This window comes from Massilia mucilaginosa (genome assembly GCF_011682145.1).
Lineage (GTDB): Bacteria > Pseudomonadota > Gammaproteobacteria > Burkholderiales > Burkholderiaceae_D > Telluria_A > Telluria_A mucilaginosa.
In genome coordinates, this window is record NZ_WHJH01000023.1 from 22,103 (window position 1) to 48,208 (window position 26,106).

Here is a 26,106-nt window from a genome sequence, read left to right on the forward strand (position 1 = left end):
GATTCAACAATGATCAAACACATCGTCATGTGGAAGCTGAAAGCATTTGCCGAAGGCGCCGACCGCGCCACCAACGCGCGCAAGATGAAAGAGCAGCTCGACGCCTGCAAGAATATCGTGCCGGGCATGTTCGCCTTCGACGTCGCGCTGGCCCAGCCGGGCCTGGAAGCAAGCTACGACGTGGTGCTGTACTCGGAGTTCGCCGACAAGGAAGCGTTGAAGGCTTACGGCGAGCATCCGACCCACCACGCACTCAAACCATTCTTTGGCGCCATTCGCGACGAACGCCAATGCATGGACTACAACATCTGAAGAACAAGGATTCCCGATGCGCACTACGCAAGAACTATTCTCTCTCGCCGGCAAGACGGCACTGATTACCGGCGGCTCGCGCGGGCTGGGCCTGCAAATGGCCGAAGCGCTGGGCGAGCAGGGCGCCAAAATCGTCATTTCCTCGCGCAAGCAGGCTGACCTGGACGAAGCTGTCGCCCACCTGAAAGAGCGCGGCATCGACGCCAGCGCGATCGCCGCCGACCTGGCGCAGGAAGCGCATATCCAGCCGCTGGTCGACGAAGCGATGAAGCGCCTCGGCCACATCGACATCTTGATCAACAACGCCGGCGCCAGCTGGGGCGCGGCGGCCGAGGACTATCCGGTCGAGGCCTGGGACAAGGTCATGAACCTGAACATCCGCAGCATCTTCCTGGTGAGCCAGGCGGTCGGCAAGGCATCGATGATTCCGCGCAAGTACGGCCGCATCGTCAATATCGCGTCCATCGCCGGCCTGGCGGGCAACGCGCCGGGGACCATGAAAACCATCGCCTACAACACCTCCAAGGGCGCGGTGATCAACTTTACCCGCACCCTGGCGGGCGAGTGGGGCGCGTACGGCATCACCGTCAACGCCATCGCCCCGGGATTTTTTCCGTCCAAGATGACCAAGGGCGTGCTGGAAAGCTTCGGTGCCGAAGCGCTGGCCAAGGATGCGCCGCTCGGCCGCATCGGCGACGATGAAGATCTGAAAGGGGCAACCTTGCTGTTCGCGTCCGATGCGGGCAAGCACATCACCGGCCAGACCCTGGCGGTGGACGGCGGAGTATCCGCGGTATGACGGCCGCCACCTACCAGCGCGTGGTCCTGGCGTCGCGTCCGCGCGGTGAAGTCCAGCCAGAAAACTTCCGCGTCGACAGCGCGCAAGTGCCGGACCTGGCCGATGGCCAGGTTCTGGTGCGCAACCATTATCTCTCGCTCGACCCGTACATGCGCGGGCGCATGAGTGAAGCGAAGAGCTACGCGGCCTCGCAAGCGATCGACGACACCATGATCGGCGGCACCGCCGGCGAAGTGGTGGCCTCGAAGCACCCCAAATTTGCCGCCGGCGACATGGTGGTCGGCATGCTCGGCTGGGCCGAAATGGGCGTGTCCGACGGTGCGCTGTTGCGCAAGGTCGACACCACGCATATCCCGCTGTCCGCCTACCTCGGTGTGGCCGGCATGCCGGGCATGACCGCCTGGTACGGCCTGAACCAGATCATGATGCCGAAGGAAGGCGAGACCATCCTGGTATCGGCCGCCAGCGGCGCGGTCGGCAGCGCGGTGGGCCAGCTGGCCAAGTTGAAAGGCTGCCGCGCGGTCGGGATCGCCGGCGGGCCGGAAAAATGCGCTTACGTTGTCGACGAACTGGGCTTCGACGCCTGCATCGACTACAAGGCTGGCAATCTGGTCGACGACCTGGCGGCCGCCACGCCGGACGGCATCGACGCCATATTCGAGAACGTGGGCGGGGCCGGCTTCGACGCTGCATTGCCGCGCATGAATGCGTTCGGCCGGGTGGCACTGTGCGGCATGATCGCCGGCTACAACGGCGAGGATGTGTCGATCCGCAACATGCGCTTCATGCTGACCAGCCGCCTGACGATTCGCGGCTTCATCGTCAGCGAGCACATGGAGCTGTGGCCGCAGGGCCTGGGCGAACTCGGCGCACTGGTGGCAAGCGGCAAGCTCAAATACCGCGAAACGGTGGCGCCCGACCTCGCATCGGCTCCTGAAGCCTTCATCGGCCTGCTCAAGGGCCGCAACTTCGGCAAACAACTGGTAAAGCTCATCTGACATGAAAAACTTCCAAGACAAAGTCGCCGTGATCACCGGCGGCGCTAGCGGTCTCGGCCGCGAATTCGCGAAACGTGCCGCCGGCCTGGGCATGAAGCTGGTGTTGGCCGACGTGCAGCAGGATGCGCTCGACGCCACCAAAGCCGAGCTCGAAGGCGAGGGCGCCCAGGTGCTGGCCATGATCTGCGACGTGCGCAAGGGCGAGCAAGTCCAGGCGCTGGCGGACGCCGCCATGGCGCGCTACGGCGCGGTGCATTTGGTGTTCAACAACGCGGGCGTGGGTTCCGGTGGCTTGATCTGGGAGAATTCGGAAGCCGACTGGGAGTGGGTGCTGGGTGTGAACCTGTGGGGCGTGATTCACGGCGTGCGCATCTTCACCAAATTGATGCTCGAATGCGCGAAGGACGATCCGCAGTACGAGGGACATATCGTCAACACGGCCTCGATGGCGGGCTTGCTGAATGCGCCGACGATGGGCGTGTACAACGTTTCCAAGCATGCGGTGGTGTCCTTGTCGGAAACCTTGTACCAGGACTTGCAGCTGGTGGAAGCGCCGATCGGCGCGTCCGTGCTGTGCCCGTACTTTGTACCGACCGGCATCAGCCAGTCGCACCGCAACCGGCCCGAGGACGTGAAAATGACCGGCGGGCCGACCGCCAGCCAGAAGGCGGCGCAGGCCATGACCGTCAAGGCCGTTGAGTCGGGCAAGGTGTCGGCCGGCGACGTGGCGCAGATTACCTTCGACGCCATCCGCGACGGGCAGTTTTACATCTACTCGCATCCGGGTGCGCTCGGCAATGTCGGCGAGCGAATGGACGAGATCGTCAAGGGCGTCAATCCGGGCAACCCGTACAAGGCGGCGCCGCATATCCGCGATATGTTGCGGGCGAAGATGAAGGGGTAAAAGCCAACGGCTTGGTATGGAACAGGGCCTGTGAGATACACTGGCTGGCCCTGTTGCAAGCTGGAGAAATGTGTGGACGCACGCGGCACCAAGACCATCGATGAGTGCCGCTGCTGATGGTTGCCGCTAAGGAGAAAATGTCTCTGCTGGCAAACCAGCGACGGCGCCACAGTGTTTGACGTTGGCGGTAAGAACCGTCAAGCCGTGCTTTGACGCCGTCGCGGCGATGAGCGCATCGCCCATCTGCATGGCATGCGAAAGGGTATCTATGCCGATCAGCCGCATCGCAGTGACAGCGCGCTGCCGAACGGGTTCAATCCCAACTCTTGTTCGACGTGACCTTAATGAGTTGTGGCAAGCATTGCTCCACCAGTCTTGATAATGCCCATGAAAACTATAACGCAAGCGAGAAAAGCCCAAAATTTTGGGCCCTGGTATTTCTTCCCTGCGTGCCACAGGGCGACCAGCAGCGCACAAAGATAGGCGACGAAGAGCGACCCCACAGCGTAGGCAACTATGTCAGATTCAATCTGTCGCAGCATGATGTTGACGCATATATTGACCAATACGCCAAACATCCAATAGGTTTTTGCGAGGCCGAATTCGCCTTCGATAAACCTTTGATAGAAGGATATGGGCGACAAAGGCAAAATCATGTGCGGCGACATGGCGTTGCTGCGACTTGAAGACATCAGCTGTGCCGGGGAGGCTTGATAGTGTACGGCGTCTATTTGAACATCCGGCTGTCGAACGTGAATGGACGGATGATCGATAGCTGAACATCGCGGTAATCCGGGTGGAGTGGATTGATGATGACGTTGAATTCTTCTTTGACGATGGCCGACGGCACTTTCATTGCCAAGTTGGTGCGTGACGCCAGCCACGTTCCGCCAAATAGCTGTGCTGTGGCAGAGGTCAGCAAATCATCCCAGCGCGCTGGCAGGGCTGCGATGCCAGGTTCGTATAGAGTATGATGGTCTGGAACGTCCACCGCTACCAGCGCCAATGGCGGAAGCGGCGTGCGCTCAACGTGAACGAATTTCTCAATGACGCAGAGAGCAACCGCGGTGGCGCAATATAGCGCTGGCATGCCGATCACATTCCACCGGCCTCCAAACAGAGCCGCTCCGGCACGAAGTCTGTCGAGGGCGTATTTTCGATGGCTAATTCGCCAGAATCTCACGCGGCCCTGCCAGTGGCGATGGCGTTGAGCACCTGACGTACCGCCATCGCACCTGGCTCGGTATCGAGATAATCCATCGGCGCCACATCTCCAAAAGCGCGGTTGATGCTTCGCAACCATGTTTTGGCCGCCTCATCGTCTTCAAACACATCCTGTGCCATTGCTACCACGTGCGCCAAACGCCAGATCCGTTCCGAGGATGCGGGATCCATATTCGCGCCGCGCCTTGTTAGCGCATGTGCGGTTGATTCATTCAGACCGGCCAGCGAACGAATGTGTCCAATTGGGACTTCAAAATACAATGCAGTGTCTTTTAGGAGCGTCGATGGAAAACCACGTCGGATCGCGTCGACGCCCCGGCATTGCCCCTGCACCAGGTCGGAAACCAGCTTGGCGAATCCGTTTTGCTGCAATCGGCCCATCTTGCCGCCAGCGGCGCCGCTATCGATTTCCAAATCCAGCGCGACCGGCGGGTTAGCAACTTTCTCGCCGCTTGGGCGCTTGCCTGATCCTCTGATGCTCATCGGGCTCTCTCCATTCAGGAGTCCAGCTTAGACCGATCAACGCCGACTCGCAAGGTGGCTGGGCGGCTGATTGCGTGCCGGCAGGGATCTCACGCCAGCATCCGCTCGTGCAGTTCCGCCGGCGCATCGTCATACAGCTTGACCACGGTAGACGTGCGTGTGCCGTACCCCGGAATCTCGATGCACACCGCCGACAGCCCGCGTTCCAGGTCGAGCGCGATGCCCGTATCCGGCAAGCGCATGTCGGCCGCGCGCGTGGTGTCGGCCAGCATTTCAAAGTACGCATCTTCCGGTGCGCCCTGGCACAGCAAACTGGCGAACTGCGCCTTGGTGCGCACCACCTTCGGCCACGGCGCATCGAGCAAGCTGTTGGAAATGCCATAAATGCCCGGCTCGAGCGCCTGCCCATTGCGCGCATCGCCGCCGCCGCGGTTCGAGAACCAGTACATGCCGTTCCGGTCGCCCAGCACCAGGTTGAAGCCGTTGTACGCCTCGCTGCCGTCGGCAATCTGCGCGATGTATTGCGCCGCCGTCATCGTGCCGGCCAGAAAATCGACAACCAGCGCCCCGCGTGACGGTGCGTCGGTACGCCGCTCTTGCGGCGCGCGGATATTGGTCAGCGCCGCAAAGCGCGGCCCGTTGGCGCCGTCTTGCGTGATGCCCATCCAGCTGCCGCCGAACTTGAGGTCGCGCCCGGCGTAGATGTTCGGATGCTCGGGCCACACGCCCGCCGGGGCGGTCGGGAGGTCGTAGAATTCGTCGCGGTTGGCGGCGGCGATCAGGGGCACGCCGGGAACGACCTGCCATGCAAAAACAATCAGGCACATGTGCTTATATCCATGAAAACTTCGGTATGGCGCGGGCCATCGGTGAACTGATCCAGTCCGGCTTGCCGAACCGCCGCTGCCAGCGCGGCGTCGAACCCGTCGGGGATAGCGAGATAGATTTCCATCCAGGTCTGGCGTCCGTCGGCGGAGCCGGGCCGGCGCTTGACCGTGCCCGCCACGCCCGCTTGCACGGCCAGCCCGGCTTGCATCGCCCGCACGCGCGGAGCAAGCTGCCCCGCGTGCTCGTCGCGCACCTTGTAGTAAATATACAGATCGACCATGGCCGTCTAGAGGTCGAGGGCGTCGAGCGCGTAGGGCATCGGCAAGATGCGCAGGGGCATGCCGCTGGCCGAACCAAGGTGGACGTTCCCTTGCTCGATGGCCGCCAGTTTCATTTCCACCAGCGCATCGACGCCACCGGCGCCGTTCGGTGCGCTGTTGACGATCATGCCGCAAGGCTGGTCGGGATCGTCCGCGGCGAACACTTCGTTACCGGCCTGGGCCGGGGCGTTGATCGTCGCCAGCGCGGTACGGCGCTTGAGCTTGCCAAGATACTGGCTACGGGCAACGATTTCCTGGCCCGGATAGCAGCCTTTCTTGAAATTGACGCCGCCGAGCAACTCGAAATTGACCATCTGCGGCACGAATTGCTCCTGCGTACGCAAGCTCACCTGCGGCACGCCGGCATGAATCTCGGAAAGGCGCCATGCATCGCTGCCGGCCGGGCGCAAGGTGCGCGACAAGGCCGGCCAGGCCGCCTGGGCGGCTTCGGGCGTGGCCAGCCACTGGTAGCGCGCCGCGCCGAACACGTCGGCCACCCGGATCAGGGTGCCGAGCGCATGATCGATGCGCGACCAGGGCTTGGCCGGCAGCGCACCGAACAAGGGCAGCAGGGCGGCCTCGGCAGCGGCGCCGCCAATGCCCAGCAGCACCAGTCCGCCCCCAGCATCGCTGAGCTTGGCTTTGGCGCGCAGCACGAACATGGACAGGCGCTTTTGCAGGGCTGGCTGGATGTCGCGCGCCAGCTGGAGGAACACCGAGTCGCTGGTGCGCCACATCAGGAACGTTGCCTGCAAGCGCCCCTTGGGCGTACAGTAGCCGGCCAGGCGCACGTCCGCCAGGCCGAGATGTTCAACGTCGTTGGTCAGCTGATTGTGCAGGAAAGTGGCTGCCTCGTCGCCGCTCACCGCGATCAGGCCCTGGTCGGTAATGGCCGCGACAAAGCCCGCCGCCAGCTCGGCGGTGGTCAGCGCGTGGCCCAAATCCGGCACGTGGCCGGAGCCGTCGGCGGCAAGTTGCGCGCCCTGCGACGAGAGATATTCATTCCAGTTGTTCATAAATTCCAAATATTTCCCGATTTAAGCTTTATCATTACGGGCTCATTATAGAGATGTCGCGAAAATCGCGCCGGACACGGCGTAAAACTACAGAATCGAGTTCGGCCTTGTTCAAAAAATTACTCATATTGATCCTCCTGCTGTGCACCGCAGCGGCGATGTACTTCTTCACCTGGGCCAAGGAGCCGATCACCACGTCCGGCGAGCCGATCGCGTTTACGATCCATCCCGGCAGCAGTGTGGTCACAGCCGCCCAGGAAATCGCCGACGCCGGCGTGCCGGTCAATCCGTACATGCTCTCGCTGCTGGCGCGCGCCACCCAGACGGCATCGAAGATCAAGGCCGGCAGCTACGAGCTCAAGCCGAACACCTCGCCGCGCCGCCTGCTCGACCAATTGGTGCGCGGCGAGTTCGCCCAGGAATCGCTGACCATCATCGAAGGCTGGACCTTCAAGCAGATGCGCCAGGCGGTCGCCGCCAACAAGGGCCTCAAGCACGATACCGTCGACCTGTCCGATACCGAGCTGCTGGCCAGAATCACGACCGACTACAAGGCGGCCGAAGGCTTGTTCTTCCCGGACACCTATCTGTTCGCCAAGGGGTCGAGCGACATGCACATCTACAAGCAGGCGCATGCGCTGATGATGAGCCGCCTCGGCGCCGCCTGGGAAAAGCGCGACCCCAGCCTGCCGTACGAAAACCCCTACCAGGCGCTGGTCATGGCCTCGATTGTCGAAAAGGAAACCGGCCAGAAGTCCGAGCGCGCCATGATCGCCGGCGTGTTCGTGAACCGCCTGCGCCTGGGCATGATGCTGCAGACCGACCCGACCGTGATCTACGGCATGGGCGACAAATACGCCGGCAACATCCGCAAACGCGACCTCGAAACCGACACGCCGTACAATACCTACACGCGCACCGGCCTGCCGCCGACCCCGATTGCCTTGCCTGGCGTGCAATCGCTGGCGGCCGCCATGGGGCCGGCCAAGACCGACGCCCTGTATTTTGTGGCGCGCAAGGATGGCACCAGCCAGTTTTCCAGCAATTTGTCCGACCACAACCGGGCAGTGAATCAATATCAACGATAGGCGTTTTGCGTTCCATGACCGACAGTACCGCCTCAAGAGGCAAGTTCATCAGCTTTGAAGGCATCGACGGCGCCGGCAAGTCCACCCACATCGCGTTTGTCGCCGCAAGGGTGGCCGCGGCCCTGGAAGCGCAGGGCAAGCGCGTTGTGTCCTCGCGCGAACCGGGCGGCACAGCACTCGGCGAAAAATTGCGCGAATTGCTCCTGCACGAGAAAATGCACCTCGAAACCGAGGCGCTGCTGATGTTCGCCAGCCGCCGCGAGCACATCGCCCAGGTCATCGAACCGGGCCTGCAACGGGGCGACTGGGTCATTTCCGACCGCTTTACCGACGCCAGCTTTGCCTATCAGGGCGGCGGACGCGGCCTGGACCGGGCCAAGATGGAGGCGCTGGAGCAATGGGTGCACCCGCATCTGCAACCGGACCTGACCTTGCTGTTCGACGTGCCGCTCGACGTGGCCCGCGCGCGCCTCGACGCCAGCCGTACCCTCGACAAGTTCGAGCAGGAAAAGACCGATTTCTTCGCCGCCTGCCGCAACGAATACCTGCGCCGCGCCGCGCAGTTTCCGGAACGGATCGTTGTCATCGATTCCAGCAAATCGATTGCCGAGATCCAGGCCACGCTCGGCGGCATTCTCGACCAGCTGCTGCAAGTGATTGATTAAACCAAGAATGTCGCAATGAGCAATTCAATTTATCCCTGGCAGGCGAGCGCATGGCAGCAGTTGCAGCTGATGCGCGAGCGCCTGCCGCACGCGATCCTGTTCCACGGCGCCGCCGGCACCGGCAAAGCCGACTTCATCGAAGCCTTTGCCCAGTCCTTGCTGTGCGAGAACGTGCGTCCCGACGGCCACGCCTGCGGCACCTGCGGCTCCTGCGGCTGGTTTTCGCAGCAAAACCATCCCGACTACCGCCGCGTGCGGCCCGAAGCGCTGGAAGACGAGCCGCCCGAGGGCGAGGAGGGCGCCGAGCTTGACGGCGGCAAGAAATCGAAATCGACCAAGGCGCCGTCGAAAGAGATCAAGATCGAGCAGATCCGCGCACTGGCCGACTTCATGAATATTTCCACCCACCGCCAGGGGCTGCGGGTGGTGGTCGTGTATCCGGCCGAGGCGCTCAACATGCCGGCCTCGAACGCCCTGCTCAAGACCCTGGAAGAGCCGCCGCCGGGCACGGTGTTCCTGCTGTCGTCGAACAGCCTGGACCGGCTGCTGCCGACCATCCTGTCGCGCTGCCGCAAGTTTGCCCTCCCGATGCCCGACCAGGGCGCCGCGCTGGCCTGGCTGAAAGAACAGGGCCTGCTTGATGCCGACAGCTGGCTGCGCGAGCAGGGCGGCGCGCCGCTGGCCGCGCTGGCGCAATCCGAAACGGGTAACCGCGAAGATTTGGAAGCATTATTGCAATGCCTGGCGCATCCCAGCGTCGACGGCGCACTGCGGACTGCCGAAAAATTGAGCAAAGCACCCCTGGCGACGTTGGTTTCTTGGATGCAGCGCTGGCTTTACGATCTGTTTTCCTACAAACTAGCGGGTAGTATCCGGTATTATCCACGTTACCAGAAGGAACTCGCCGTGCTTGCTGGCAAAGTGCACACGGCCAACCTGCTGCGCGCGATGAAAAACGCAAACGACCGGCGCGCGATCGCGGACCATCCGCTGTCGCCGAAATTGTTTGTCGAAGACCTGTTGCTTGATTACACTACATGCTGTACCTGAAAGGATTTTAATGTCTGGCAACCCAACTGACCCAAGCGCTCCGCAAATCACGCGTCCTTCGGTCCTGTCGCTTGCCATCAAGGAAAAGGCGGCGCTGTATGCCGCGTATATGCCTTTCCTGCGCAACGGCGGCATGTTCGTGCCCACCGTGAAGCCGTACAAGATCGGCGATGAGATTTACCTGATTCTGGCGTTGATGGACGATACCAATAAATACCCGATCGCAGGCAAGGTCGCCTGGATCACGCCGGCTGGCGCCAACAATAACAAGGCGCAAGGCATCGGCGTGCATTTCCCCGACGACGAAACCGGCCAGCGCGCCAAGTTGCGCATCGAAGAGATCCTGGGCGCGGCCCTGCGCTCCTCGCGGGCCACGCACACGCTGTAGTACGCTGTTAGCCTTACCGCCCTTTAACCTGACTGTCACCGCTCGCTGTATGCCGTCTTTCGTTCACCGTGTTGCCCGTCCCGACGACCTGCCTGTCATCGTCGACATTTACAATTCGACCATCGCCTCGCGCGAAGTGACGGCCGATACCGAGCCGGTGTCGGTGGCGTCGCGCCAGCAGTGGTTCGACGACCATGACCCCGAGCGGCGCCCGCTGTGGGTGCTGCATGCGGCCGACGACGCCAGCGCCAGCCCGGCCGTGATCGGCTGGATGTCGTATTCCAATTTCTACGGCCGTCCGGCTTACTCGGGCACCGCCGAGCTGTCGATCTATATCGCCGAAGACTGGCGCGGCAAGGGCATCGGGCGCTATTGCCTGGAGCAGGCCATCGCCTACGCGCCGCACATCGCCGTGCACACCTTGCTGGGTTTCATTTTTGGCCATAACCAGCCGAGCCTGGCCTTGTTCAAGAAGTTCGGCTTCGATACCTGGGCCAATCTGCCGAGGGTGGCCAACCTGGACGGCATCGAGCGCGACCTGATCATTCTGGGCAAGCGTATCGCCTAAGCTTTACAATGGCGGGATGTATATCGACTCCCACTGCCATATCAATTTCCCCGAGCTTGCCGCGCGCATGCCCGAGATCCTCGCCACCATGGCCGACAACAAGGTCACCCACGCCCTGTGCGTGTCGGTCGACCTGCCGGACTTTCCGCAGGTGCTGGCCCTGGCCAAGGAATATCCGCACATCTACGCCTCGGTCGGCGTGCATCCCGATTACGAGGACACGCCGGAACCTTCCGTCGACCAGCTGGTCGAACTGTCGAAGCATCCGAAAATCGTCGCCATCGGCGAAACCGGTCTCGACTATTTCCGCTTGCAGGGCGACCTGGAGTGGCAGCGCGAGCGCTTCCGGGTGCACATCCGTGCTTCCAGAATCACGCGCAAGCCATTGATTATCCACACCCGCGCCGCCAGCGTGGACACCATCCGCATCATGCGGGAAGAGGGCGCGGGGACCGACAAGGGGGGCGTGGCCGGGGTGATGCATTGCTTTACTGAATCGCTGGAAGTGGCCGAGGCCGCGATCGCGATGGGTTTCTACATCTCGTTCTCGGGCATCGTCACCTTCAAAAGCGCGAAGGAATTGCAGGCCGTTGCCAAAGCCGTGCCGCTCGACCGGATCTTGATCGAGACCGACTCGCCCTACCTGGCGCCGGTGCCGCACCGGGGCAAGATGAACGAACCGGGTTTTGTGTGCCATGTGGCCGAATACCTGGCCGCGCTCAAGGACGTGCCGCTGGCCACGGTGGCGCAGCGGACGACCGACAATTTCTTCAATCTTTTCAACGTGGTACGCGACAAAGTTGAAGTGGAATCTTGAATGCGGGCGCAGTTAATCCGGTTTCTCTGAAGCCGGCTATTTCTCAATAATTTCAACAGCTTACGGAGCTGACTTCATGTTCGAACTGATCAGTCGTTTGCTTCTGGCCGCCGCGCTTGCAGGCGCCGGTGCGAGTGCGGCAGCCGAGCCGGTGCGCGATTTCGTGGTCGCCGCCCAGATGGACAACGCGTCCATGGTCCGCAAACTGCTCAAGAACGGCGGCAGCCCCGACACGGTCGACCCGGTCACCGGCCAGAGCGTGCTGATCCTGGCCCTGCGCGAGGGCGCCAATGACGTCGTCAATGTGTTGCTCAGCCAGCCCGGCATCGACTTGGAGCTGGCCGCGCCGAACGGCAACCGCGCCCTGATGATGGCCGCCTTCAGGCGCAACAAGCCCGCCGTGCTGGCTCTGCTGGCCAAGGGCGCCATCGTCACCTATCCCGGCTGGACTCCACTGCACTACGCGGCCGCCAGCGGCGACGACGAGATCGTCCGCATCCTGCTCGAACACCACGCCTATATCGATGCCGAAACACCCAGCAAGCTCACCCCGCTGATGATCGCCGCGCGCGAAGGCCACGAGGCGGCCGCCAGAGTGCTGATGCGGGAGGGCGCCGACGCCACCCTCAAGAACAACGAAAGCCTCACCGCCGCCCAGATCGCCGAGCGCGCCGACAAGCCGCGCATCGCCGACGCCATCGTCGCCCATCTTTCCGGGCACCGGGGCGGCCTCTGATTGCCAGGTCGGCGCGCGCAAGCGCCGAACTGGCACGGAAAAGCGAGTTATCTCGCGGCATCGAATTGCGTCCATGTTGTTGATAATGATTACGTCGTACTAATCAAAGCCAAGCAACGGCGGGGCATCCGGGCCGTGACGGCCTGGCCGCCAATCCAAAGGGAAAACTATGCTGAACGAACGCGAAATCGAAAGCTGCTATCTGGGGCAGTTCATTCCTGTCCACTATCACCACAATATGTTGATGGACCAAAACCGGATGCACGGTTTCAAGTCGGCGATCCATTACGCCGTTTTCCCTGGCGCCAAGGTGCTTGAGCTCGGTGGCGGTACCGGCGTGCTGTCCTGGTTCGCCGCCGCCAAGGCCGAAAAAGTCTACTGCGTCGAATTCAATCCCGACATGGTCAAGGAAGCGCGCAAGATGATGTCGATGAACCCGAACGGTCACAAGGTCGAGGTGGTGCATGCCGACGCCTTCGAATACCTGCCGCCGGAACCGGTCGACATCGTCATCTGCGAAATGATTCACGTCGGCATGCTGCGCGAAAAACAGGTGGAAGTGATCGAATCGTTCAAGCGGCGCTACCTGGCGCGCTTCGGCGGCCCGCTGCCGCGCTTCTTGCCGGAAGCGGTGATCATGGCGGTCCAGCCCTTGCAGCAGGAATACGATTTCGAGGGGTTTTACGCGCCCATCGTGCAGTTCCAGGAAACCACGGTGATTCATCCCGGCACGGTCGAGCTGGCGCCGCCATCGGTGTACGGCATTCTCGACTTCAGCCAGCCGCTGGACACCCGCATCGCGTGGGAAGGCAAGTTTTTGGTCGAAAAGAATGGTGTCGTTAACGCGATGCGCTTCATCACCAAGAACGTGCTGGCGGTCGTGAGCGAAGAGAACGCCACCATCGACTGGCTCAACCATTACATGACCTTGCCGCTGCAACAAGGTGTCCAGTGCAAGGCCGGCGACGTGCTGCAGGTGAGTTTTCATTACCGCGCCGGTGGCTCGATTCCGTCGCTGGAGGCGGCGATCCGGGTCGATGTGCTGCACGCCGTGGCGCCGGAAGCCGTCGAACGGGTGCGCGTCTACGCTTGATGAACGCTGGCGCGTGGACGGGGGCGGCCTGCGCCGGCCCGCCATCGCCGCCGATGGATTTGCCGCGCGGCGGACGAGCCCGTAAAATGCGGGCTTGACCGTTTTTTTGAGTGCATATGGAAAATATCGACCAGCGTTACCTCGTCCAGCAAAACAAACTCAGCGACGACGCGCTGAAACCGCCCGTGTTCGCCAAAGTCATGCGCAGCAAGGAAGGCAAGTTCGAAGGCGTGTCCTTCATCAAGAACAAGGACAAAGCCACCATCATGACCGTCGGGCAAGCCCAGGAAGTGATCGACTGGGCCACGAACAAGAAGTCCAACGCCCACGAATACGCCACCAAGATCATCTGCGTCGGCCAGTAATTCCGCTAATCCGCCCTGGATGCGCTTCACCCGCGCCATGGTGCGTTCGGTCGCACGCGCATTGCCGCGCATTCGCCATGGCCTTACAGTGAACCCACCTGAACTTTTTCCGTGAGGAGAAAACGATGTTGAGTTTCCTGTTGTGGCTGGTGGTGCTGGTCCTTTGCTGGCCGCTGGCCTTGCTTGCACTCGTGCTGTATCCGCTGGTGTGGCTCGTGCTGCTGCCGTTCCGCCTGCTGGGCATCGGCGTGGAAGCGGTGTTCGAACTGCTGCGTTCGATCGTCATGCTGCCAGCCCGCGTGCTGCGCGGCGGCCCCGGGCGCTAAGACCCTGCGCCGCGCCCGTCCCGCGCCAAGTTATGCGTGTTTCAAGTGCTGATGCCGGGCGCCGGCGAGACGGCGCGGCGCCGCCGCAACCCGCGCCTGCGCACCCGTCCGCTGTGCGGCCTTGGCCGCTTCATTTCCAAGCGTAAAAATACTCATCGCCTGCACCAGGGTGGCCGCCTGCTCCTGCAAACTGCTCGACGCGGCGGCGGTTTGCTCGACCAGGGCGGCGTTTTGTTGTGTCATGTCATCCATCTGGGTGACCGCATGGTTGATCTGCTCGATCCCGGCCCCTTGCTCGGCCGAGGCGACGGCGATCTCCGCCATGATGCTGGTGATCCGCGTCACGCTGCTAAGGATCTCGCTCATGGCACTGCCGGCGTCGCTGGCGAGCTGGTTGCCCGCTTCCACCCGGTCCACGCTGTGGTTGATCAGCACCTTGATTTCCTTGGCGGCCGAGGCGGAGCGCTGCGCCAGGTTGCGTACTTCGCTGGCGACGACGGCGAATCCACGGCCCTGCTCGCCGGCGCGCGCCGCTTCCACGGCGGCATTGAGCGCCAGGATATTCGTCTGGAACGCGATGCCGTCGATCACGGAGATGATGTCGACAATCTTGCGCGAGCCCTCGTTGATGTCGCCCATCGTGCGCACCACTTGCGATACCACCGCCGCGCCCTTGGTCGCGGCCTGCGAGGCGCCCAGCACCAGCTCGTTGGCCTGATGGGCATTGTCGGCGTTCTGCCGGACCGTGGAGGTGAGTTCTTCCATGGACGAGGCGGTCTCTTCCAGGTTCGAGGCCTGCGATTCGAGCCGCGACGACACGTCATTGTTGCCCGACGCAATATCGCGGGTCGCCGCGCTGATGTTCTCGATGCTGACCCGCACATCGCCGACGATGCCGCGCAGGCTGTCGTTCATGTCCTTGAGGGCGCGCAGCATTTGTCCGACTTCATTGTCGGCGCCGACATCGAACTCGTTGACCAGATTGCCGCTGGCGACGCTTTGCGCCACCGCGACGGCGTTATTCAGCGGCCCCGTGACGGCGCGCGTGACGAGCACGGTGAACCAGCCGGCGCCGCCCAGCAACACCAGCATGACGCCGAGCATGGTCCAGCGTTCGGTATGGAAGTTGCCGATCTTGGCGACGAACATGGCGTCGAGATCGGCCTTGGCCGCGTTGTTGAGGGCGAACTGGGCATCGATCGCGCGCGTCGCGGCGGCCACGTACTCGCTGGGGCTGTAGGCGAGCGTCTCGGGCTTGAGAATCTGCTCGGTGGCCAGCCCGGTGACCGTGGACGACATGGCGACCGCGTCGTTCATCAGCGGCGCCAGGCTGGTGCCGATCGACGGGTTATAGGCGGCGGCCTTGCCGAAGGCATTCGTGGTTTGCAGCACGCGGTCATTGATCTTGCCGATCATCGATGAAATGATCTGCCGTTCTTCCTGGCTGGCTTCTTTCTTTCCGAGCAGGCCGGCGCCCTTGGCGCGCAACTGGCCCAGTTCTTCCGTCAGGTAGGGCAACTGATAATACATGGCCTGGATCAACTGATACGAATCCTTGTCCGGATCGAGGCTCAGGCCGTAGTAGTCGCCGATCAATTCGTTCACTTTCAGCGCCTTGGCCAGCAGGGCGGTGTGGGCGGCATAGCTTTGCGCCACCGTCATGGTCTTGCCGGCGACGCCCGCGCGCACGGCGTCCCATTCGCGCCGCGGCTCCGACCAGCGCATGCCGATGGCGGGGTCGCTGATGCGCGCGATCAGGCTGTCGACCACAGCAAAGGCGGCCTCGGCCTCGTGCTGCTTGGCCGCGCGCTTGTCTTCGGCCTCCTTGGTGCCGCCCAGTACCAGCGCCGACAGCCCGCGATGCTGCTGCGTCAGCTGGATCACGCGCAGCATGCTGGCCACGCCGGGCATGCCTGCCTGCTCGGACGAATAGGCCGTCAAGCCCTTGGCCGCTTCCTTGAAATATAAATAGGTCGGGATGCCGGCCACCATGATCCCGATGACGCTCAGGATCAGATAGGTGTGCCACACCTTGAGTTTTCCGAGGAACGATTGCGCAGCCATGACAACTCCTTCATAAGGGCGGATCAAGACTGTGTCAAGCAATGTTGCTCTACGCAATCAATGAATTCATCATAGCTTGATCAATCTCAATATGCACTCAATGTAACTACCGGAACGATAAATACATTGGCACAAAAAAGACACCCGATGTTGAATACTTAACAGACGGGGAGGGGACGCGCGGTTACAGTCAGGCACGCACACCGGCTTCCACGGGGAGCGGGGGTGCGTCTTTTCATCTTTATAGGAAACCATCATGCGCTTGGATATCTACCGCAGGGCCGAACACGACGGCAAGTACTCGTACCTGGCAGTTCCACAGGATCGCAATATTCCCAATGAAGCGACGAATACCGACTGGGAAGTGGAGGCAAGGGCGTTCGAAATCGCCGACGAGGACGACCGCCTGCCCGACTACGCCATTGAACATCTCAACGAGCAGATCGCCGAAAAAGGCTATGCAGTGACTGCGCTGATGAACTAAGCAGGTCTGATATTTCCCCGCTGGCAAGCGCTGTCAAGGACGCCGCCTGCCAGCTTCGGCACGTCTAGCAGCCTGTCGGACTTGGGGAGTCGAAGCGAGAAAATAGCTGGGCGAGGCCAGATTTTGACGATTTCGCAGTGCCAATAGCGAGCTATTGGCCGAGAAAGCGGCGAAATATGGACCGTCCCAGGTATTTTTGCAGCCGACGATCTCAAGTCCGACAGACTGCTAGCTCATTCCCGGCACGTCGGCATCCGGTGCGACGCCCACCAGCGTTGCCGCCACCGCGCTCGACGCCCCCTCGGCCTGGTTGTAACCGGCGCTCGCGGCGTTGACGAAGTTGGCGGCGGTCAGTTGGTACATCAGGTTGCTCGACAGGTCGATTGTCCCTTCCAGGGTCGCCACGGCATTGCCAGCCCCGGCCGCGTCGACAATGGCATAGATGGCCGCCGCATTGCCGGTCGCGTTGACCACGCCATACACATGGGTCTGCGCGGTGGCATTATCGGCATTGAACAGTGCGCCGATCGCGGCAGCGCTGTTGTTTGCATTGCTGGCCGCGGCCAGGGTAATCGACTTGTCCAGGATCAGCGAATTACTCAGGAAAAGCCCACCCAGGGCGCTGACATCGACGTGATCGATGCCCGCACCGCTTGCCTCGAAGTTGAAAATCTTGTCGGTGCCGAATTGCCGCCCGAAGATCATCGTATCGTTGCTGGTCAGCGCCGCCGTCGCATTCACCGCGAAGCTGAGCATGATCGTGTCGTTGCCCGCGCCCCCTGTGATCAGGTTGTCGCTGGCCTGCTGCAAGCCGCCCCCGGCGACTGCGGCGTCGATCAGGTACAGCTTGTCGTCGCCTGCGCCGCCGTCGATGACGGCATCGCCCGCGCCGGGCTTGATGATCGTATCGTTGCCATCGCCGCCACTGAGCTTGATGTTGTGATTGCGGTCCTGGTCGATCAGCCAGGCCGTGTCGGCCGAGGCCGCAGGCAGCACGCGCACCTGCAGGAGGTCGTCGCCAGCCCCGCCGCTGATATCGAAGCGGAAATCTTCCTGCCCGGCCAGGCGAATGCCGCGGCTGCTGGTTGCGCCATGCCAGATATCGAGGGTCACGCTGTCATTGTTGCTGCCGCCGGCATACTGAAAGTCGATGGGCTGGTCGACCGAGCCAGTTTGGGTGCCCGGCTTTGCAAGATATTTCGTCGCGGAGTAGGGGGTGATCACGGCCGTCAGGTCGACCTTGCCGCTCATTGCGCTGGCGTCGACCTGGCGCACATCATGCAAGCCGTAGGCGTCGCTCAATGGCGAGCCGCCCGGGGCGCCGCGCACGGCCAGGTCGCCCTTGATCGCGCCGTTGGCGAAGGTCACCGATTGCAGCAGGCTGTCGGTCGAATCGATGGTCTGGAGCAAACTGGTGCGTTCGACATTGATATTGAAGGCTTCGAAGCCCGAGCGTATGCGCAAGGACAAGTTGGGCGTGCCCCCCACGATCAGGTCGCCGCCAGTGCCGCCGCGGCCGGCGTTATCGAGCTCGATCGTGGCGCTGATGAGCGGCATGGCGCCCGATGACGGCCCCGGCACGCGCGTACCTTCCAGGCCCGCGCCCGGCTGCAGCCAGCCGGCGCCGGGGGCGACGCCAATGCTGCCCGGACCGGTATTGGCGATCACAATCTCGCGTCCGTTCACCGACTGCCCGGTGGCGGTGTCGTACACCTTGAAAGGATCGCCCAGGCTGACCACCAGTTTTTCCAGCGCCGGCGTGGCGGCCATCTCGGCGCGGATGGCGCTCAACAAAGCCTCATAGGTCTGGGCCTGGTCGATGGCGGCCGAACGGATTTGCACCGGCACCTTGTTCAAGAGGAAGCGAAAGCCATCGTACGGGTTGTCCTTGAGTGGCGCGGCGCCGGCCACGCTGGCGCTCGTGTCCATCAGTTGCAGGCGCACGGTCGCCGACCCGGTCGTGGGAATGCTCGCGCGCATGGCGTCAGCGTGGAAATACACGGAAAAGTCGGCATCTCCGGAGGCGCTGCCGACCATGGCGACGGTCACTTCTTCCGGCAGTTGGTCGTTGCGGATATTGACATTGCGGATAGTCAGGTCGCCACGGCTGTAATCGTTTTCCCAGCGCGTCACCCCGCTCATGCGAACGCCGTCGAGTACGACCAGAGCGGATCCGTCGGTGGGGCCGGCGGCATGCACGCGGATATGCTCGACGCTGCTGGTGGTGGGCGCAGGGGCCTGGCCGAGCGCTGTCGGGAGCAGCACCGTGCGCAAGGCGTCGACGCCATCGCCCCCGGCCAGGGTGTCGCCTGTCTGAAATGTGTTGCTGTTGCCATCGATGTCGGCCAGGAACAGATTCGCCGCGGCGGTGCCGTCCAGCTTATCGCTCCCCACGCTCAGCTTGAACGCCGAACCAAGCTGCGCCAGGGTGGCGTCGATGGTCGTCTGATAGCTCAAGGGATCGCTGGTCGCGGTCACGCGCGCGAGCAGATCGCGCCCGAATTGGGCCGCCATGTCGCCCTGATAGAGGGCGATTTCGGTGGGTGTATCCATCGCGGCGGTGAACATGTTGGCGAACGCGGTCTTTTTGGTGATCAGCGTGGCATCGGCGTTGTTGGCGGTCAGGGCGCCGGTCAGGATCGAGTGCGCGGCAGCGGCCTGGGTCAGCGAACCGGAATCGATCGCCTTGGACCAGAACGCAAGGCCACCCGCGTCCGGGGTGCGGCCGAACAGATTGTTGTAGATCTGGCTGACGAAGCGGACCGTGTCGAAGCCCGGTGCGGCGGTGCCGTACAGCTCGCGCGATTCCGCGCTGCTGCTGAAACTGTCGATCAGCGAGCGCACCACGGCGTTCGACGCGTACGCGGCGTCGAGCCCGGCGGTGTCGGTCGGCGCGGCGGCGGCGGCCAGCGCGGCCGTCATCGACATGAACCCGTTGGTATCGGCCGGACGGCCGAAATAGGAAACGTACAGTTCTTGCGCTACTTTGGTATATGCACTTGCCGCAGCCATGGTTATTCCTTGTAGAATTCATCGGAAGCAGGAGCAGCGTCGAGACAACTGTTCTTGCAAATATCTCTATATTGCCACAATACTACCATCAGGGTCGCCATTTTTGGTGTGAGCATGCATTGCCTCGGCCAGGGCCTGCGCCTGCAGGACGCGGCGTGCGGTCGTCAGCCAGACGGCCAGGTCCAGCAGGGCGCTGGCGCGCTCGCTCATCGGCGCGGCTTCCCGCGCCACGGTCTGGAACAGGCGGCCGGTCTGTTGCCAGCCGAGCAGCTCGCCCTGTTGCTGCCAGGCGCGTCCGCGGTCGAGCAGCTCGCGCCCGCTCATGCTCAAGCCGATTTTCTGCACTTGCGCCAGCCAGGCGCAGCCTTCGTCGAGCCAGTCCGGCAATGTCATCGCGGTTTCTCCTTGTCGGCGCGCAGCCATGGCACGCTCAGGTCGCGCCATTGCGCATCGTCGTTCCAGCGGACGCTGATTGGACGCATCAACAGCTCGCCGCCTTCGATCCACAGATAGCCGAACAGCGCGGCCATCCGCCATCCGGCGCGCCGCGCCTTGTTCAGTTCCTGGTAGACCGTGCCGCCGAAGCTGCCCTGCAAGCGCAGACGGTTGCCGGCCGCGTCGCCCACCTGCATCGACCAGGCGCCGCTGTTGCGATCGCCGTGCAGCGGCGCCTGCTCCGCAATGGCGATGCAGCAGGCGGCCGGTGCGGCAATGCGCCACGGATCGTCGTGCAGGTCGGCCGCCATGCGCGCGATCATGGGCGTCAGGTCGTCGAGAATGGGCAGGCGCAATGCGCCGGCCAGCGCGTGCATGCGCGTGCCATCCCGGCCCGACAACCTGCCATTGCCGCTGACCCAGCCCGACGCCAGCATGCAGGGCGAGCCGAGCATGGATTTGACTGCCAGGCCGCCCAGGTCCGCCTGCGCCAGCGCCTGGTCCGGGTCCCATTCGGGCGCGAGCGCCTGCTGGCGCACTTCCGACCAGACCAGATAGCCCTGGCGCGCCGGTGCCCAGAAGTGCAGCGAAAAACCGTGATGGCCGCCCGCCGTATCCCAGCGTTCGACGCCGGCGCAATGCAGTTCGAGTTCGCCCACCGCGCCATAGCCGCGCCGGTGCACGCCGGTCAGCTCGCGCAACGGGCGCGGCGGCGGCGACGCCTGCAAACCGCGCAGCAGCATCCACAGGGCGGCCAGCGCATCCTGCGCGCCGCCGCTGTCTGCCCGCAGCAAGGCCACCAGCTGCTGCAGGGCGGTGCACACGCGCGGCATCTGCGCCTGTTTCAGCTCCACCGCCAGCGCCTCGCCCTGGTCGAGGAAGGCCTGGCCGCTGCCCGACCATCCCTGCACCACCAGCGATTCCATCCAGCCGCGCAAATGCGCCAGCTTGTCGGCGGCATCAAGGTCGAGCGCCACCGGCGGCAGCGGCGGAATCGGCTGGCCGGCCGCGCGCCTGGCTTGCAGCACCACCAGCGCGCGGTGCACGCAAGCCGGCTTGCGGCAGCTGCACAGGGCGGCCGCCAGTCCGCCCACCGCCGGCAGGCGCACCACGACGGCCTCGGCCAGCTCCAGCGTGCCGCTGATCGACCCGGCCTCGTTTTGCAGGTCGGCTTCGATGTCGTTGGCCAGCCACTGCAAGGCCTTGCGCAGCGCCGCCACACCGAGCAGCGAGGCCAGTTTGCCGCTCCCGGCCAGCAGCCAGTCGGCCTGCGCGGGCGTGGGCTGCGCCGCGCCATCGGGCAGGTGCCGGCCCAGGCCGAGCAAAAACGCGCACAGATGGTGGCAGGTCACCTGCGCCGGGCAGTCGCAGCGCGCATGCTCGAATCCCACCCGGCCGATATGCTGGGTAAAGCCTTCGATGCGCGCCGTGGCCTCGCCCGCGCCGGTGCGCCACTGCGCGTCGGCGCCGTCGGCCAGCACTTTCAGGCCGCGCCGCACCAGGCCCTTGTTGGCCCAGGCGGCCACGCTGTCTTCGTCGAGACTGCGGATCCAGTCGAACAAGGCGGTCGTCAAGATTGCATCCTCGTGGCCAGCCAGTCGATCAGCGCGTCCGGCGTCATGGCCGCCGCCTCGGCGCCGCAGGCAACCATCTGGCGCGCCGTTTCGCGGTCGTAGTCGGGTTCCGCCTGGCGGTCGAGCGCCGCCAGCACCAGCACGGTCACGCCGCTGCGGGTGAGCGCCGCCGTTTCGCGCAGCAGGGGCGCGCGCGTGCCGCCTTCATACAGGTCGCTGATCAGCACCACCACGCTGCGCCGGGGCGTGTCGATCTGCCCGCGCGCGCACGCCAGGGCAGCGCCGATGTTGGTGCCGCCGCCGATCTGCACCGACATCAGCAGTTTTTCGGGCGCGTGCAACTGGCTGCTGGCATCGGTGACATCGTCGGCGAACAGCAGCATGCGCGTGCGCACCGCCCGCAACCGCGCGAAAATGCTGGCCATGACGGCGCTATGGATCACCGATTCCGACATTGATCCGCTCTGGTCGACCACGACCCACAAATGCCACGGCAGGCGCTGTTCGTGGCGGCGCTTGAAAAACAGGCGTTCCAGGATCAGCTCACCGGTGTCGCTCTGGTAGTGGCGCAGGTTGTGGCGCATGGTGTGCGGCCAGTCGAGGTCCGACAGGCGCGCTCTTCCTCCACGCGCATGGCGCTGGCGGCGCGGCGCAAAGGCGCTCAGCGCGCGCGGCGCCAGCCGCGCTTCCAGTTCGGCCACCACTTTGGCGACAATCTCCTGCGCCTTGGCCAGCACCGGCGGCGGCAGCATGTGGCGCAGGCCGAGCAGGATGCGCACCAGGTCCATGCTGGGCGCCACCGTGTCGAGCACGGCGGGGTCGGTCAACAGGCCGTGCAGCTGGTAGCGTTCGAGCGCGTCGCGTTGCAGCACCTCGGCCGCCGTTTGCGGGAACAGCGTGCGCACCTTGCCCAGCCAGCGCACCGCCGCCGGATCGGCGCGGCCGCTGCCGCCGCTGCGCTCGCGTGGATGCCCGTCCTGTTCGCGGTCGTACAGGAAGCCGAGCGCCTGGTCGCGCTGGTCGTCGGTGGCGCCCAGCGCCTGGCCGCGCAGGCCGTCTTCGGCCGCCGCGCCCAGCACCAGGCGCCAGCGGCGCAAGGTGTCCGCATCGAGTGCGCGTTCGCTCATGGTCCGACTCCCCAGCGTTGCATGATGCCGGCCACCTGTTCCAGGCACAGGCGGCTGTGGTGCAGCGTGTCCATGTCGGGCACGCGCCGGCCGCCCAGGTCCAATGCCTGCGACGGGCCGGCCAGCACGCGCGCCAGTTCGTCGGTCTCGCGCCGCGACAGCTGCGAAAACGCCAGCCGCATCGACGGCAGCGCACTCAAAAAATCGTCTTCGCTCCAGGCCGCGAGCACGGCGCTCAACTGGTCCAGGTGCTGCGGGCTGGCCAGCATCCAGCTGCGCGCGATGCGCAGGAAACCCTGCATGTAGTCGGAAATCGCTTGCGGCGCCAGGTGCGCCAGTGCGAAGGTGGCGGCCAGCGCCGCGCTGGTCCGGCCCGGCGTCCAGCTGCCCGACACGGTCAGGATGGCGGCCGCGCCGCCGCGCACCTGGGGCGCCACGTCGCCGTCGTGCAGGCTGGCGCAGGCGTCGTAGAACAGGGCCGGATCGGCCCATTGCGCCTGGCGCCGGATCATGCCGTGCAGATCGTCGAGCGCGGCCAGCATGGCTTGGGAGCGCGCCGCATCAGTCATGCCCAGCCACGGCAGGCGGATGCAGGTCTGGCTGAAGCCGCGTTCGAGCAGCGGCAGCAGGCGCGCCATGCCGACCCCGCCGAGCGCCAGGCGCGCCTCGAAGGCCAGCGCCAGTTTGGCCGTGCCCTGGGCCAGTGCCAGCGGGTCGTAACTGTCGCCCAGCCAGCGTTCGACCCCGTCGAGGACCTTGTCGGCCACTTTGTCGAGCCCCATCGCCAGCACTTGCAGCACCAGGTCGGCCGGCGAGCCGGCAGGCTGCGCCAGTTGTTCGAGCAGCTTGTTGACGGCGGCGTCGGCCAGGCTGGCGCCATAGCGGCTGTTTTCGGTCAGGCTGGTGGCCGTTTCGGTGATCCAGCGCAGGGACCAGATTTCTCGCACCCGCCCAAGATCGGTGGCGTTCACAAAATCGGGGCCGGCCACGCGTTCGCCGTACGGCACGCCCAGAAAGCGCAGCTGGTGCAGCACTTGCGATGCCGCCCGGTGCCTTTCGTTGCGGTAGATGTCCAGGTCCTTCTTCTTGCTCTCGCCGAAGCGGCTGGGCATGCGGTGGCGCAGGCAGGCGGCGATGGCGTCGGCCAGCAGCGGCGCGAGCGGCATGTCCGGCGGCAGCGCCCCGTCCGGGCCGCGCGCCAGCAGGCTGGCCAGGGTGGCGGCGAAGCCGGCCTCGTCGCTGTCATCCTTGAGCATGGTGCTGCGCAGCGATTCGCGCAGTTCGGCCAGGCCGGCATGGCAGCCGCGCAGCGCCGCCAGCCGGTGCGCCATGGCGACGGTTTCGATCGCGTCCGGCAGGGTGACCGGGATGCCGCTCTCGCGCAGATTCGCGGCCAGTTCGAGCGCCAGCGCCGCGAACGGCTGCCGGTACGGCGCCAGGTCGCCCGCTTGCCAGGCTTGCCACACGCGCTGGTAGTAACCCGGCGCGGGCATGCCGGCGCTGTAGCGCTGCGAGCGTTCGAAGCGCTCCAGCGGATACGCGATCAGATGGACGCCGACTTCCTGCGCCGCCGGGACGACGCCTTGCGCCGGGGCGTCGAGCATGGCGCTGATGCCGGCCACGTGGTAGGCACCGCAGACGACCAGGCAGCGCTCGCCGAGCGCCAGCGCTTCACTGATCCTGGCGGCCATGTGGGCCTCGCGCGCTGCGTTGTCCGGGTCCATGCCGCTGCCGGCGCGCAGCAACTCGCCGAAAACCAGCAGCGACGCAAAGTAGGCGTGCGCACTTGGTGCGTCCAGGCCCGACTCGAAATGGCGCTCCCACCAGGCGTCGAAATCCTGGCAGCCGCTCGGCGCGACCAGGGCCGCGATCAGGTCGGGGCGCGGCTCGTCGGCCAGGGTCGGCTCGGGTGCGCGCGCAAAATAGGCGCTGTTGCCGGTGTCAGTTACGCGGGTGGCGAATGGCAGGTCGATGAAGCTGGCGGCAATGTGCAGGCGGGCCGCTTCGCGCAGGGCCACCCATTCGGGCGAAAATGCCGTCAGCGGCACGTAGGCGCGGCAGCGCAGCGCCTCCTCGCCGGCCACCGCGTGCAGATACGCCGCCACCGGTGCGCGGGTTTGCTTGTGCTGCAGCAGCGGCATGAGGGCGTTCAGTTCGTCCGGCCCTTCGATCAGGATGCGCTGCGGCGCAAAGCCGGCCACCAGCTCGCGCAGGTGATGGGCGCAGCGCGGGCTGTGATGGCGCACCGGGGCGAACATCAGCCCGGCTCGTGGCGACAGGCGCTGCGCATCACTGTTCACGCGCGCCCGCCACGAAGTCCATCCAGTCGGCCCGCAGGCTGCGTTTTTTGGCGACGATGCGCAGGTATTCGCTGAAACGGCGCCGGTCTTCCTGGTCGTCCTGGATCACGGTGCCGAGCAGGTAGCGCGCCACATGCGCCGGGCGCAGGGTGGTTTCGCCAAAATACCAGCACTGCGAGGCGGCGTCGCACACCACGCTGATCGCCTGCGCGGTCGAGAGCACCGTGCCCGGGCGTTCGATGGCGATGCCGTCGACCGCCCCGGCGCGCAGTTCGTGGAAGGCGGTCGCCAGCAGCGTCAATACGTCGGGCGGCACCGCCACGCCGATGTTCGCCGCCAGCAGTTCGCGCCGCACTTCGTCGCCGATCAGCGTCACCTGGGTGGCGATGCTGTCGAGCGGCTGCATGGTCTCGAAGTTGAAGCGGCGCTTGAGCGCGGCCGACATCTCGTTCACGCCACGGTCGCGCAGGTTGGCCGTGGCGATCACATTGAAACCCGGCTGCGCCAGCAGGTAGGGCTGTTGTTCTTTCAGTTCCGGGATGTGCAGCAGCCGTTCGGACAGCACCGGCACCAGGCAATCCTGCACTTCGGTGGCGCAGCGGGTGATTTCTTCGAAACGCAGCAGTTGGCCGAGCGCCATCGCACGGTGCAGCGGCCCGGGCACCAGCGAGGCCTTGCCGGGGCCGTCGCGCAGCAGCAGCGCGTAGTTCCAGCCGTAGCGGATCTGTTCTTCGACCACGCCCGCGCCGCCCTGCACCGAGATGGTGGTGTCGCCCGAAATGGCGGCGGCCAGCAGTTCCGACAGCAGCGACTTGGCGGTGCCGGGTTCGCCGGCCAGCATCAGCCCGCGCTGGCCGGCCAGGGTGACGATGGCGCGTTCGACCAGCGCATCGTTGCCGTGAATTTTGCGGGCGATGCTCACGCCGCCGGCTTGCGCCGTAGCGCTGCCGAGGATGAAGGTGCGCGCCGCGCGCGGCGACAGGCGCCAGCCGGCCGGACGCGGACCGCTGTCGGCCTGCGCCAGCGCGTCCAGTTCGGCGGCAAAGCGCATTTCGGCCGGCAGGCGCTGGGCGGCGGTGGTGTTGTTCATGCGTGCGCTTCCTGGTTGGGTTCTGAAAAAGGTAACAGCG

General features: G+C 64.5%; 28 protein-coding genes. 15 read left to right on the plus strand and 13 right to left on the minus strand.

The window, feature by feature from the left end:
- Positions 1–9 precede the first annotated feature (9 nt).
- From F2P45_RS18535 to F2P45_RS18550, 4 genes are read left to right on the plus strand one after another with little or no spacing between them, the layout of a single operon-like run.
- Positions 10–312: a Dabb family protein gene (locus F2P45_RS18535; RefSeq protein WP_166878290.1), complete on the plus strand. Its 303-nt coding sequence runs from the start codon at positions 10–12 to the stop codon at positions 310–312.
- Between the two features lie 16 nt (positions 313–328).
- Positions 329–1,111 carry an SDR family oxidoreductase gene (locus F2P45_RS18540; RefSeq protein WP_166878293.1) on the plus strand — a complete coding sequence of 261 codons (783 nt, stop codon included), beginning with the start codon at positions 329–331 and terminating at the stop codon, positions 1,109–1,111.
- Positions 1,108–2,109: an NADP-dependent oxidoreductase gene (locus tag F2P45_RS18545; protein ID WP_166878296.1), complete on the plus strand. Its 1,002-nt coding sequence runs from the start codon at positions 1,108–1,110 to the stop codon at positions 2,107–2,109. Before F2P45_RS18540 ends, F2P45_RS18545 begins: the two co-directional genes overlap by 4 nt.
- Position 2,110: 1 nt before the next feature.
- The gene (locus F2P45_RS18550; protein ID WP_166878298.1) at positions 2,111–3,013 is read left to right on the plus strand and encodes an SDR family oxidoreductase; all 903 of its coding nucleotides are present in this window, start codon (positions 2,111–2,113) and stop codon (positions 3,011–3,013) included.
- A 341-nt stretch (positions 3,014–3,354) separates the two neighbouring features.
- On the opposite strand, the gene F2P45_RS18555 is transcribed toward F2P45_RS18550, so the two are convergent.
- The 6 genes from F2P45_RS18555 to ygfZ form a co-directional block, all read right to left on the minus strand.
- Positions 3,355–3,705 (minus strand): hypothetical protein, encoded by a 351-nt coding sequence (locus tag F2P45_RS18555; protein WP_166878301.1) that lies wholly within the window; start codon positions 3,703–3,705, stop codon positions 3,355–3,357.
- A gap of 35 nt (positions 3,706–3,740) precedes the next feature.
- On the minus strand, positions 3,741–4,196 hold the full coding sequence (locus F2P45_RS18560) for an RES family NAD+ phosphorylase (RefSeq protein WP_166878304.1): 456 nt from the start codon (positions 4,194–4,196) through the stop codon (positions 3,741–3,743).
- Positions 4,193–4,720 (minus strand): Xre family toxin-antitoxin system antitoxin, encoded by a 528-nt coding sequence (locus F2P45_RS18565; protein ID WP_166878307.1) that lies wholly within the window; start codon positions 4,718–4,720, stop codon positions 4,193–4,195. The genes F2P45_RS18560 and F2P45_RS18565 overlap by 4 nt, the downstream gene beginning before the upstream one ends.
- Positions 4,721–4,809: 89 nt before the next feature.
- Positions 4,810–5,547: an NRDE family protein gene (locus tag F2P45_RS18570; RefSeq protein ID WP_166878310.1), complete on the minus strand. Its 738-nt coding sequence runs from the start codon at positions 5,545–5,547 to the stop codon at positions 4,810–4,812.
- A complete protein-coding gene (locus F2P45_RS18575) occupies positions 5,538–5,828 on the minus strand; it encodes a DUF4936 family protein (RefSeq protein WP_166878313.1) in 291 nt (96 codons plus the stop codon). Before F2P45_RS18575 ends, F2P45_RS18570 begins: the two co-directional genes overlap by 10 nt.
- 6 nt (positions 5,829–5,834) lie before the next feature.
- Positions 5,835–6,884, minus strand: a complete 1,050-nt coding sequence (gene ygfZ, locus F2P45_RS18580; RefSeq protein ID WP_166878316.1) for a CAF17-like 4Fe-4S cluster assembly/insertion protein YgfZ — start codon at positions 6,882–6,884, stop codon at positions 5,835–5,837.
- 53 nt (positions 6,885–6,937) lie between these two features.
- Between ygfZ and mltG the strand changes: the two genes are divergently transcribed.
- The 10 genes from mltG (at position 6,938) to F2P45_RS18630 (ending at position 13,980) form a co-directional block, all read left to right on the plus strand.
- A complete protein-coding gene (gene mltG, locus F2P45_RS18585) occupies positions 6,938–7,972 on the plus strand; it encodes an endolytic transglycosylase MltG (protein WP_166878319.1) in 1,035 nt (344 codons plus the stop codon).
- Positions 7,973–7,986: 14 nt separating this feature from the next.
- Positions 7,987–8,637 carry a dTMP kinase gene (gene tmk, locus F2P45_RS18590; protein WP_166878322.1) on the plus strand — a complete coding sequence of 217 codons (651 nt, stop codon included), beginning with the start codon at positions 7,987–7,989 and terminating at the stop codon, positions 8,635–8,637.
- Between the two features lie 15 nt (positions 8,638–8,652).
- Positions 8,653–9,687, plus strand: a complete 1,035-nt coding sequence (locus F2P45_RS18595) for a DNA polymerase III subunit delta' (protein ID WP_166878325.1) — start codon at positions 8,653–8,655, stop codon at positions 9,685–9,687.
- A gap of 10 nt (positions 9,688–9,697) precedes the next feature.
- Positions 9,698–10,075 carry a PilZ domain-containing protein gene (locus F2P45_RS18600; RefSeq protein ID WP_054262511.1) on the plus strand — a complete coding sequence of 126 codons (378 nt, stop codon included), beginning with the start codon at positions 9,698–9,700 and terminating at the stop codon, positions 10,073–10,075.
- Between the two features lie 49 nt (positions 10,076–10,124).
- Positions 10,125–10,643 (plus strand): GNAT family N-acetyltransferase, encoded by a 519-nt coding sequence (locus tag F2P45_RS18605; protein WP_166878330.1) that lies wholly within the window; start codon positions 10,125–10,127, stop codon positions 10,641–10,643.
- A gap of 16 nt (positions 10,644–10,659) precedes the next feature.
- Positions 10,660–11,460 carry a TatD family hydrolase gene (locus tag F2P45_RS18610; RefSeq protein WP_166878333.1) on the plus strand — a complete coding sequence of 267 codons (801 nt, stop codon included), beginning with the start codon at positions 10,660–10,662 and terminating at the stop codon, positions 11,458–11,460.
- A 76-nt stretch (positions 11,461–11,536) separates the two neighbouring features.
- Positions 11,537–12,196, plus strand: a complete 660-nt coding sequence (locus F2P45_RS18615; RefSeq protein ID WP_166878335.1) for an ankyrin repeat domain-containing protein — start codon at positions 11,537–11,539, stop codon at positions 12,194–12,196.
- A gap of 169 nt (positions 12,197–12,365) precedes the next feature.
- A complete protein-coding gene (locus tag F2P45_RS18620; protein WP_166878338.1) occupies positions 12,366–13,289 on the plus strand; it encodes a class I SAM-dependent methyltransferase in 924 nt (307 codons plus the stop codon).
- A gap of 116 nt (positions 13,290–13,405) precedes the next feature.
- Entirely contained in the window at positions 13,406–13,654 is a 249-nt protein-coding gene (locus F2P45_RS18625) for a hypothetical protein (protein ID WP_166878339.1), read from the plus strand.
- A 125-nt stretch (positions 13,655–13,779) separates the two neighbouring features.
- The gene (locus F2P45_RS18630; RefSeq protein ID WP_166878342.1) at positions 13,780–13,980 is read left to right on the plus strand and encodes a hypothetical protein; all 201 of its coding nucleotides are present in this window, start codon (positions 13,780–13,782) and stop codon (positions 13,978–13,980) included.
- A 30-nt stretch (positions 13,981–14,010) separates the two neighbouring features.
- On the opposite strand, the gene F2P45_RS37015 is transcribed toward F2P45_RS18630, so the two are convergent.
- Positions 14,011–16,044 (minus strand): methyl-accepting chemotaxis protein, encoded by a 2,034-nt coding sequence (locus tag F2P45_RS37015; RefSeq protein WP_166878345.1) that lies wholly within the window; start codon positions 16,042–16,044, stop codon positions 14,011–14,013.
- Positions 16,045–16,300: 256 nt separating this feature from the next.
- Here F2P45_RS37015 and F2P45_RS18640 point away from each other — a divergent pair, with 256 nt between their 5' ends.
- Complete coding sequence (locus tag F2P45_RS18640) at positions 16,301–16,528, plus strand: DUF6139 family protein (protein WP_166878348.1); 228 nt, start codon at positions 16,301–16,303, stop codon at positions 16,526–16,528.
- Positions 16,529–16,756: 228 nt separating this feature from the next.
- Here the strand turns inward: F2P45_RS18640 and F2P45_RS18645 are convergent, their stop codons facing one another.
- The 6 genes from F2P45_RS18645 to F2P45_RS18670 all read right to left on the minus strand — a co-directional run bounded on the left by F2P45_RS18645 (position 16,757) and on the right by F2P45_RS18670 (position 26,066).
- Entirely contained in the window at positions 16,757–19,540 is a 2,784-nt protein-coding gene (locus tag F2P45_RS18645; protein ID WP_166878350.1) for a DUF4214 domain-containing protein, read from the minus strand.
- A 66-nt stretch (positions 19,541–19,606) separates the two neighbouring features.
- Positions 19,607–19,933 carry a hypothetical protein gene (locus tag F2P45_RS18650; protein WP_187367191.1) on the minus strand — a complete coding sequence of 109 codons (327 nt, stop codon included), beginning with the start codon at positions 19,931–19,933 and terminating at the stop codon, positions 19,607–19,609.
- Positions 19,930–21,549: a hypothetical protein gene (locus F2P45_RS18655; protein ID WP_166878353.1), complete on the minus strand. Its 1,620-nt coding sequence runs from the start codon at positions 21,547–21,549 to the stop codon at positions 19,930–19,932. Before F2P45_RS18655 ends, F2P45_RS18650 begins: the two co-directional genes overlap by 4 nt.
- Positions 21,546–22,676, minus strand: coding sequence for a VWA domain-containing protein (locus F2P45_RS18660; RefSeq protein ID WP_166878356.1), 1,131 nt, complete (start codon positions 22,674–22,676; stop codon positions 21,546–21,548). Before F2P45_RS18660 ends, F2P45_RS18655 begins: the two co-directional genes overlap by 4 nt.
- Complete coding sequence (locus tag F2P45_RS18665) at positions 22,673–24,976, minus strand: DUF5682 family protein (protein ID WP_166878359.1); 2,304 nt, start codon at positions 24,974–24,976, stop codon at positions 22,673–22,675. The genes F2P45_RS18660 and F2P45_RS18665 overlap by 4 nt, the downstream gene beginning before the upstream one ends.
- Positions 24,966–26,066 (minus strand): ATP-binding protein, encoded by a 1,101-nt coding sequence (locus F2P45_RS18670; protein WP_166878362.1) that lies wholly within the window; start codon positions 26,064–26,066, stop codon positions 24,966–24,968. The genes F2P45_RS18665 and F2P45_RS18670 overlap by 11 nt, the downstream gene beginning before the upstream one ends.
- Positions 26,067–26,106 lie beyond the last annotated feature (40 nt).

What these genes read in the sequence shown, in the direction of transcription:
- F2P45_RS18535 (WP_166878290.1), top strand. Translation starts at nt 10, where the DNA reads ATGATCAAACACATCGTCATGTGGAAGCTGAAAGCATTTGCCGAAGGC.
- F2P45_RS18540 (WP_166878293.1), top strand. Translation starts at nt 329, where the DNA reads ATGCGCACTACGCAAGAACTATTCTCTCTCGCCGGCAAGACGGCACTG.
- F2P45_RS18545 (WP_166878296.1), top strand. Translation starts at nt 1,108, where the DNA reads ATGACGGCCGCCACCTACCAGCGCGTGGTCCTGGCGTCGCGTCCGCGC.
- F2P45_RS18550 (WP_166878298.1), top strand. Translation starts at nt 2,111, where the DNA reads ATGAAAAACTTCCAAGACAAAGTCGCCGTGATCACCGGCGGCGCTAGC.
- F2P45_RS18555 (WP_166878301.1), bottom strand. Translation starts at nt 3,705, where the DNA reads ATGTCTTCAAGTCGCAGCAACGCCATGTCGCCGCACATGATTTTGCCT.
- F2P45_RS18565 (WP_166878307.1), bottom strand. Translation starts at nt 4,720, where the DNA reads ATGAGCATCAGAGGATCAGGCAAGCGCCCAAGCGGCGAGAAAGTTGCT.
- F2P45_RS18570 (WP_166878310.1), bottom strand. Translation starts at nt 5,547, where the DNA reads ATGTGCCTGATTGTTTTTGCATGGCAGGTCGTTCCCGGCGTGCCCCTG.
- F2P45_RS18575 (WP_166878313.1), bottom strand. Translation starts at nt 5,828, where the DNA reads ATGGTCGATCTGTATATTTACTACAAGGTGCGCGACGAGCACGCGGGG.
- ygfZ (WP_166878316.1), bottom strand. Translation starts at nt 6,884, where the DNA reads ATGAACAACTGGAATGAATATCTCTCGTCGCAGGGCGCGCAACTTGCC.
- mltG (WP_166878319.1), top strand. Translation starts at nt 6,938, where the DNA reads ATGTCGCGAAAATCGCGCCGGACACGGCGTAAAACTACAGAATCGAGT.
- tmk (WP_166878322.1), top strand. Translation starts at nt 7,987, where the DNA reads ATGACCGACAGTACCGCCTCAAGAGGCAAGTTCATCAGCTTTGAAGGC.
- F2P45_RS18595 (WP_166878325.1), top strand. Translation starts at nt 8,653, where the DNA reads ATGAGCAATTCAATTTATCCCTGGCAGGCGAGCGCATGGCAGCAGTTG.
- F2P45_RS18600 (WP_054262511.1), top strand. Translation starts at nt 9,698, where the DNA reads ATGTCTGGCAACCCAACTGACCCAAGCGCTCCGCAAATCACGCGTCCT.
- F2P45_RS18605 (WP_166878330.1), top strand. Translation starts at nt 10,125, where the DNA reads ATGCCGTCTTTCGTTCACCGTGTTGCCCGTCCCGACGACCTGCCTGTC.
- F2P45_RS18610 (WP_166878333.1), top strand. Translation starts at nt 10,660, where the DNA reads ATGTATATCGACTCCCACTGCCATATCAATTTCCCCGAGCTTGCCGCG.
- F2P45_RS18615 (WP_166878335.1), top strand. Translation starts at nt 11,537, where the DNA reads ATGTTCGAACTGATCAGTCGTTTGCTTCTGGCCGCCGCGCTTGCAGGC.
- F2P45_RS18620 (WP_166878338.1), top strand. Translation starts at nt 12,366, where the DNA reads ATGCTGAACGAACGCGAAATCGAAAGCTGCTATCTGGGGCAGTTCATT.
- F2P45_RS18625 (WP_166878339.1), top strand. Translation starts at nt 13,406, where the DNA reads ATGGAAAATATCGACCAGCGTTACCTCGTCCAGCAAAACAAACTCAGC.
- F2P45_RS18630 (WP_166878342.1), top strand. Translation starts at nt 13,780, where the DNA reads ATGTTGAGTTTCCTGTTGTGGCTGGTGGTGCTGGTCCTTTGCTGGCCG.
- F2P45_RS37015 (WP_166878345.1), bottom strand. Translation starts at nt 16,044, where the DNA reads ATGGCTGCGCAATCGTTCCTCGGAAAACTCAAGGTGTGGCACACCTAT.
- F2P45_RS18640 (WP_166878348.1), top strand. Translation starts at nt 16,301, where the DNA reads ATGCGCTTGGATATCTACCGCAGGGCCGAACACGACGGCAAGTACTCG.
- F2P45_RS18645 (WP_166878350.1), bottom strand. Translation starts at nt 19,540, where the DNA reads ATGGCTGCGGCAAGTGCATATACCAAAGTAGCGCAAGAACTGTACGTT.
- F2P45_RS18650 (WP_187367191.1), bottom strand. Translation starts at nt 19,933, where the DNA reads ATGACATTGCCGGACTGGCTCGACGAAGGCTGCGCCTGGCTGGCGCAA.
- F2P45_RS18660 (WP_166878356.1), bottom strand. Translation starts at nt 22,676, where the DNA reads ATGAGCGAACGCGCACTCGATGCGGACACCTTGCGCCGCTGGCGCCTG.
- F2P45_RS18670 (WP_166878362.1), bottom strand. Translation starts at nt 26,066, where the DNA reads ATGAACAACACCACCGCCGCCCAGCGCCTGCCGGCCGAAATGCGCTTT.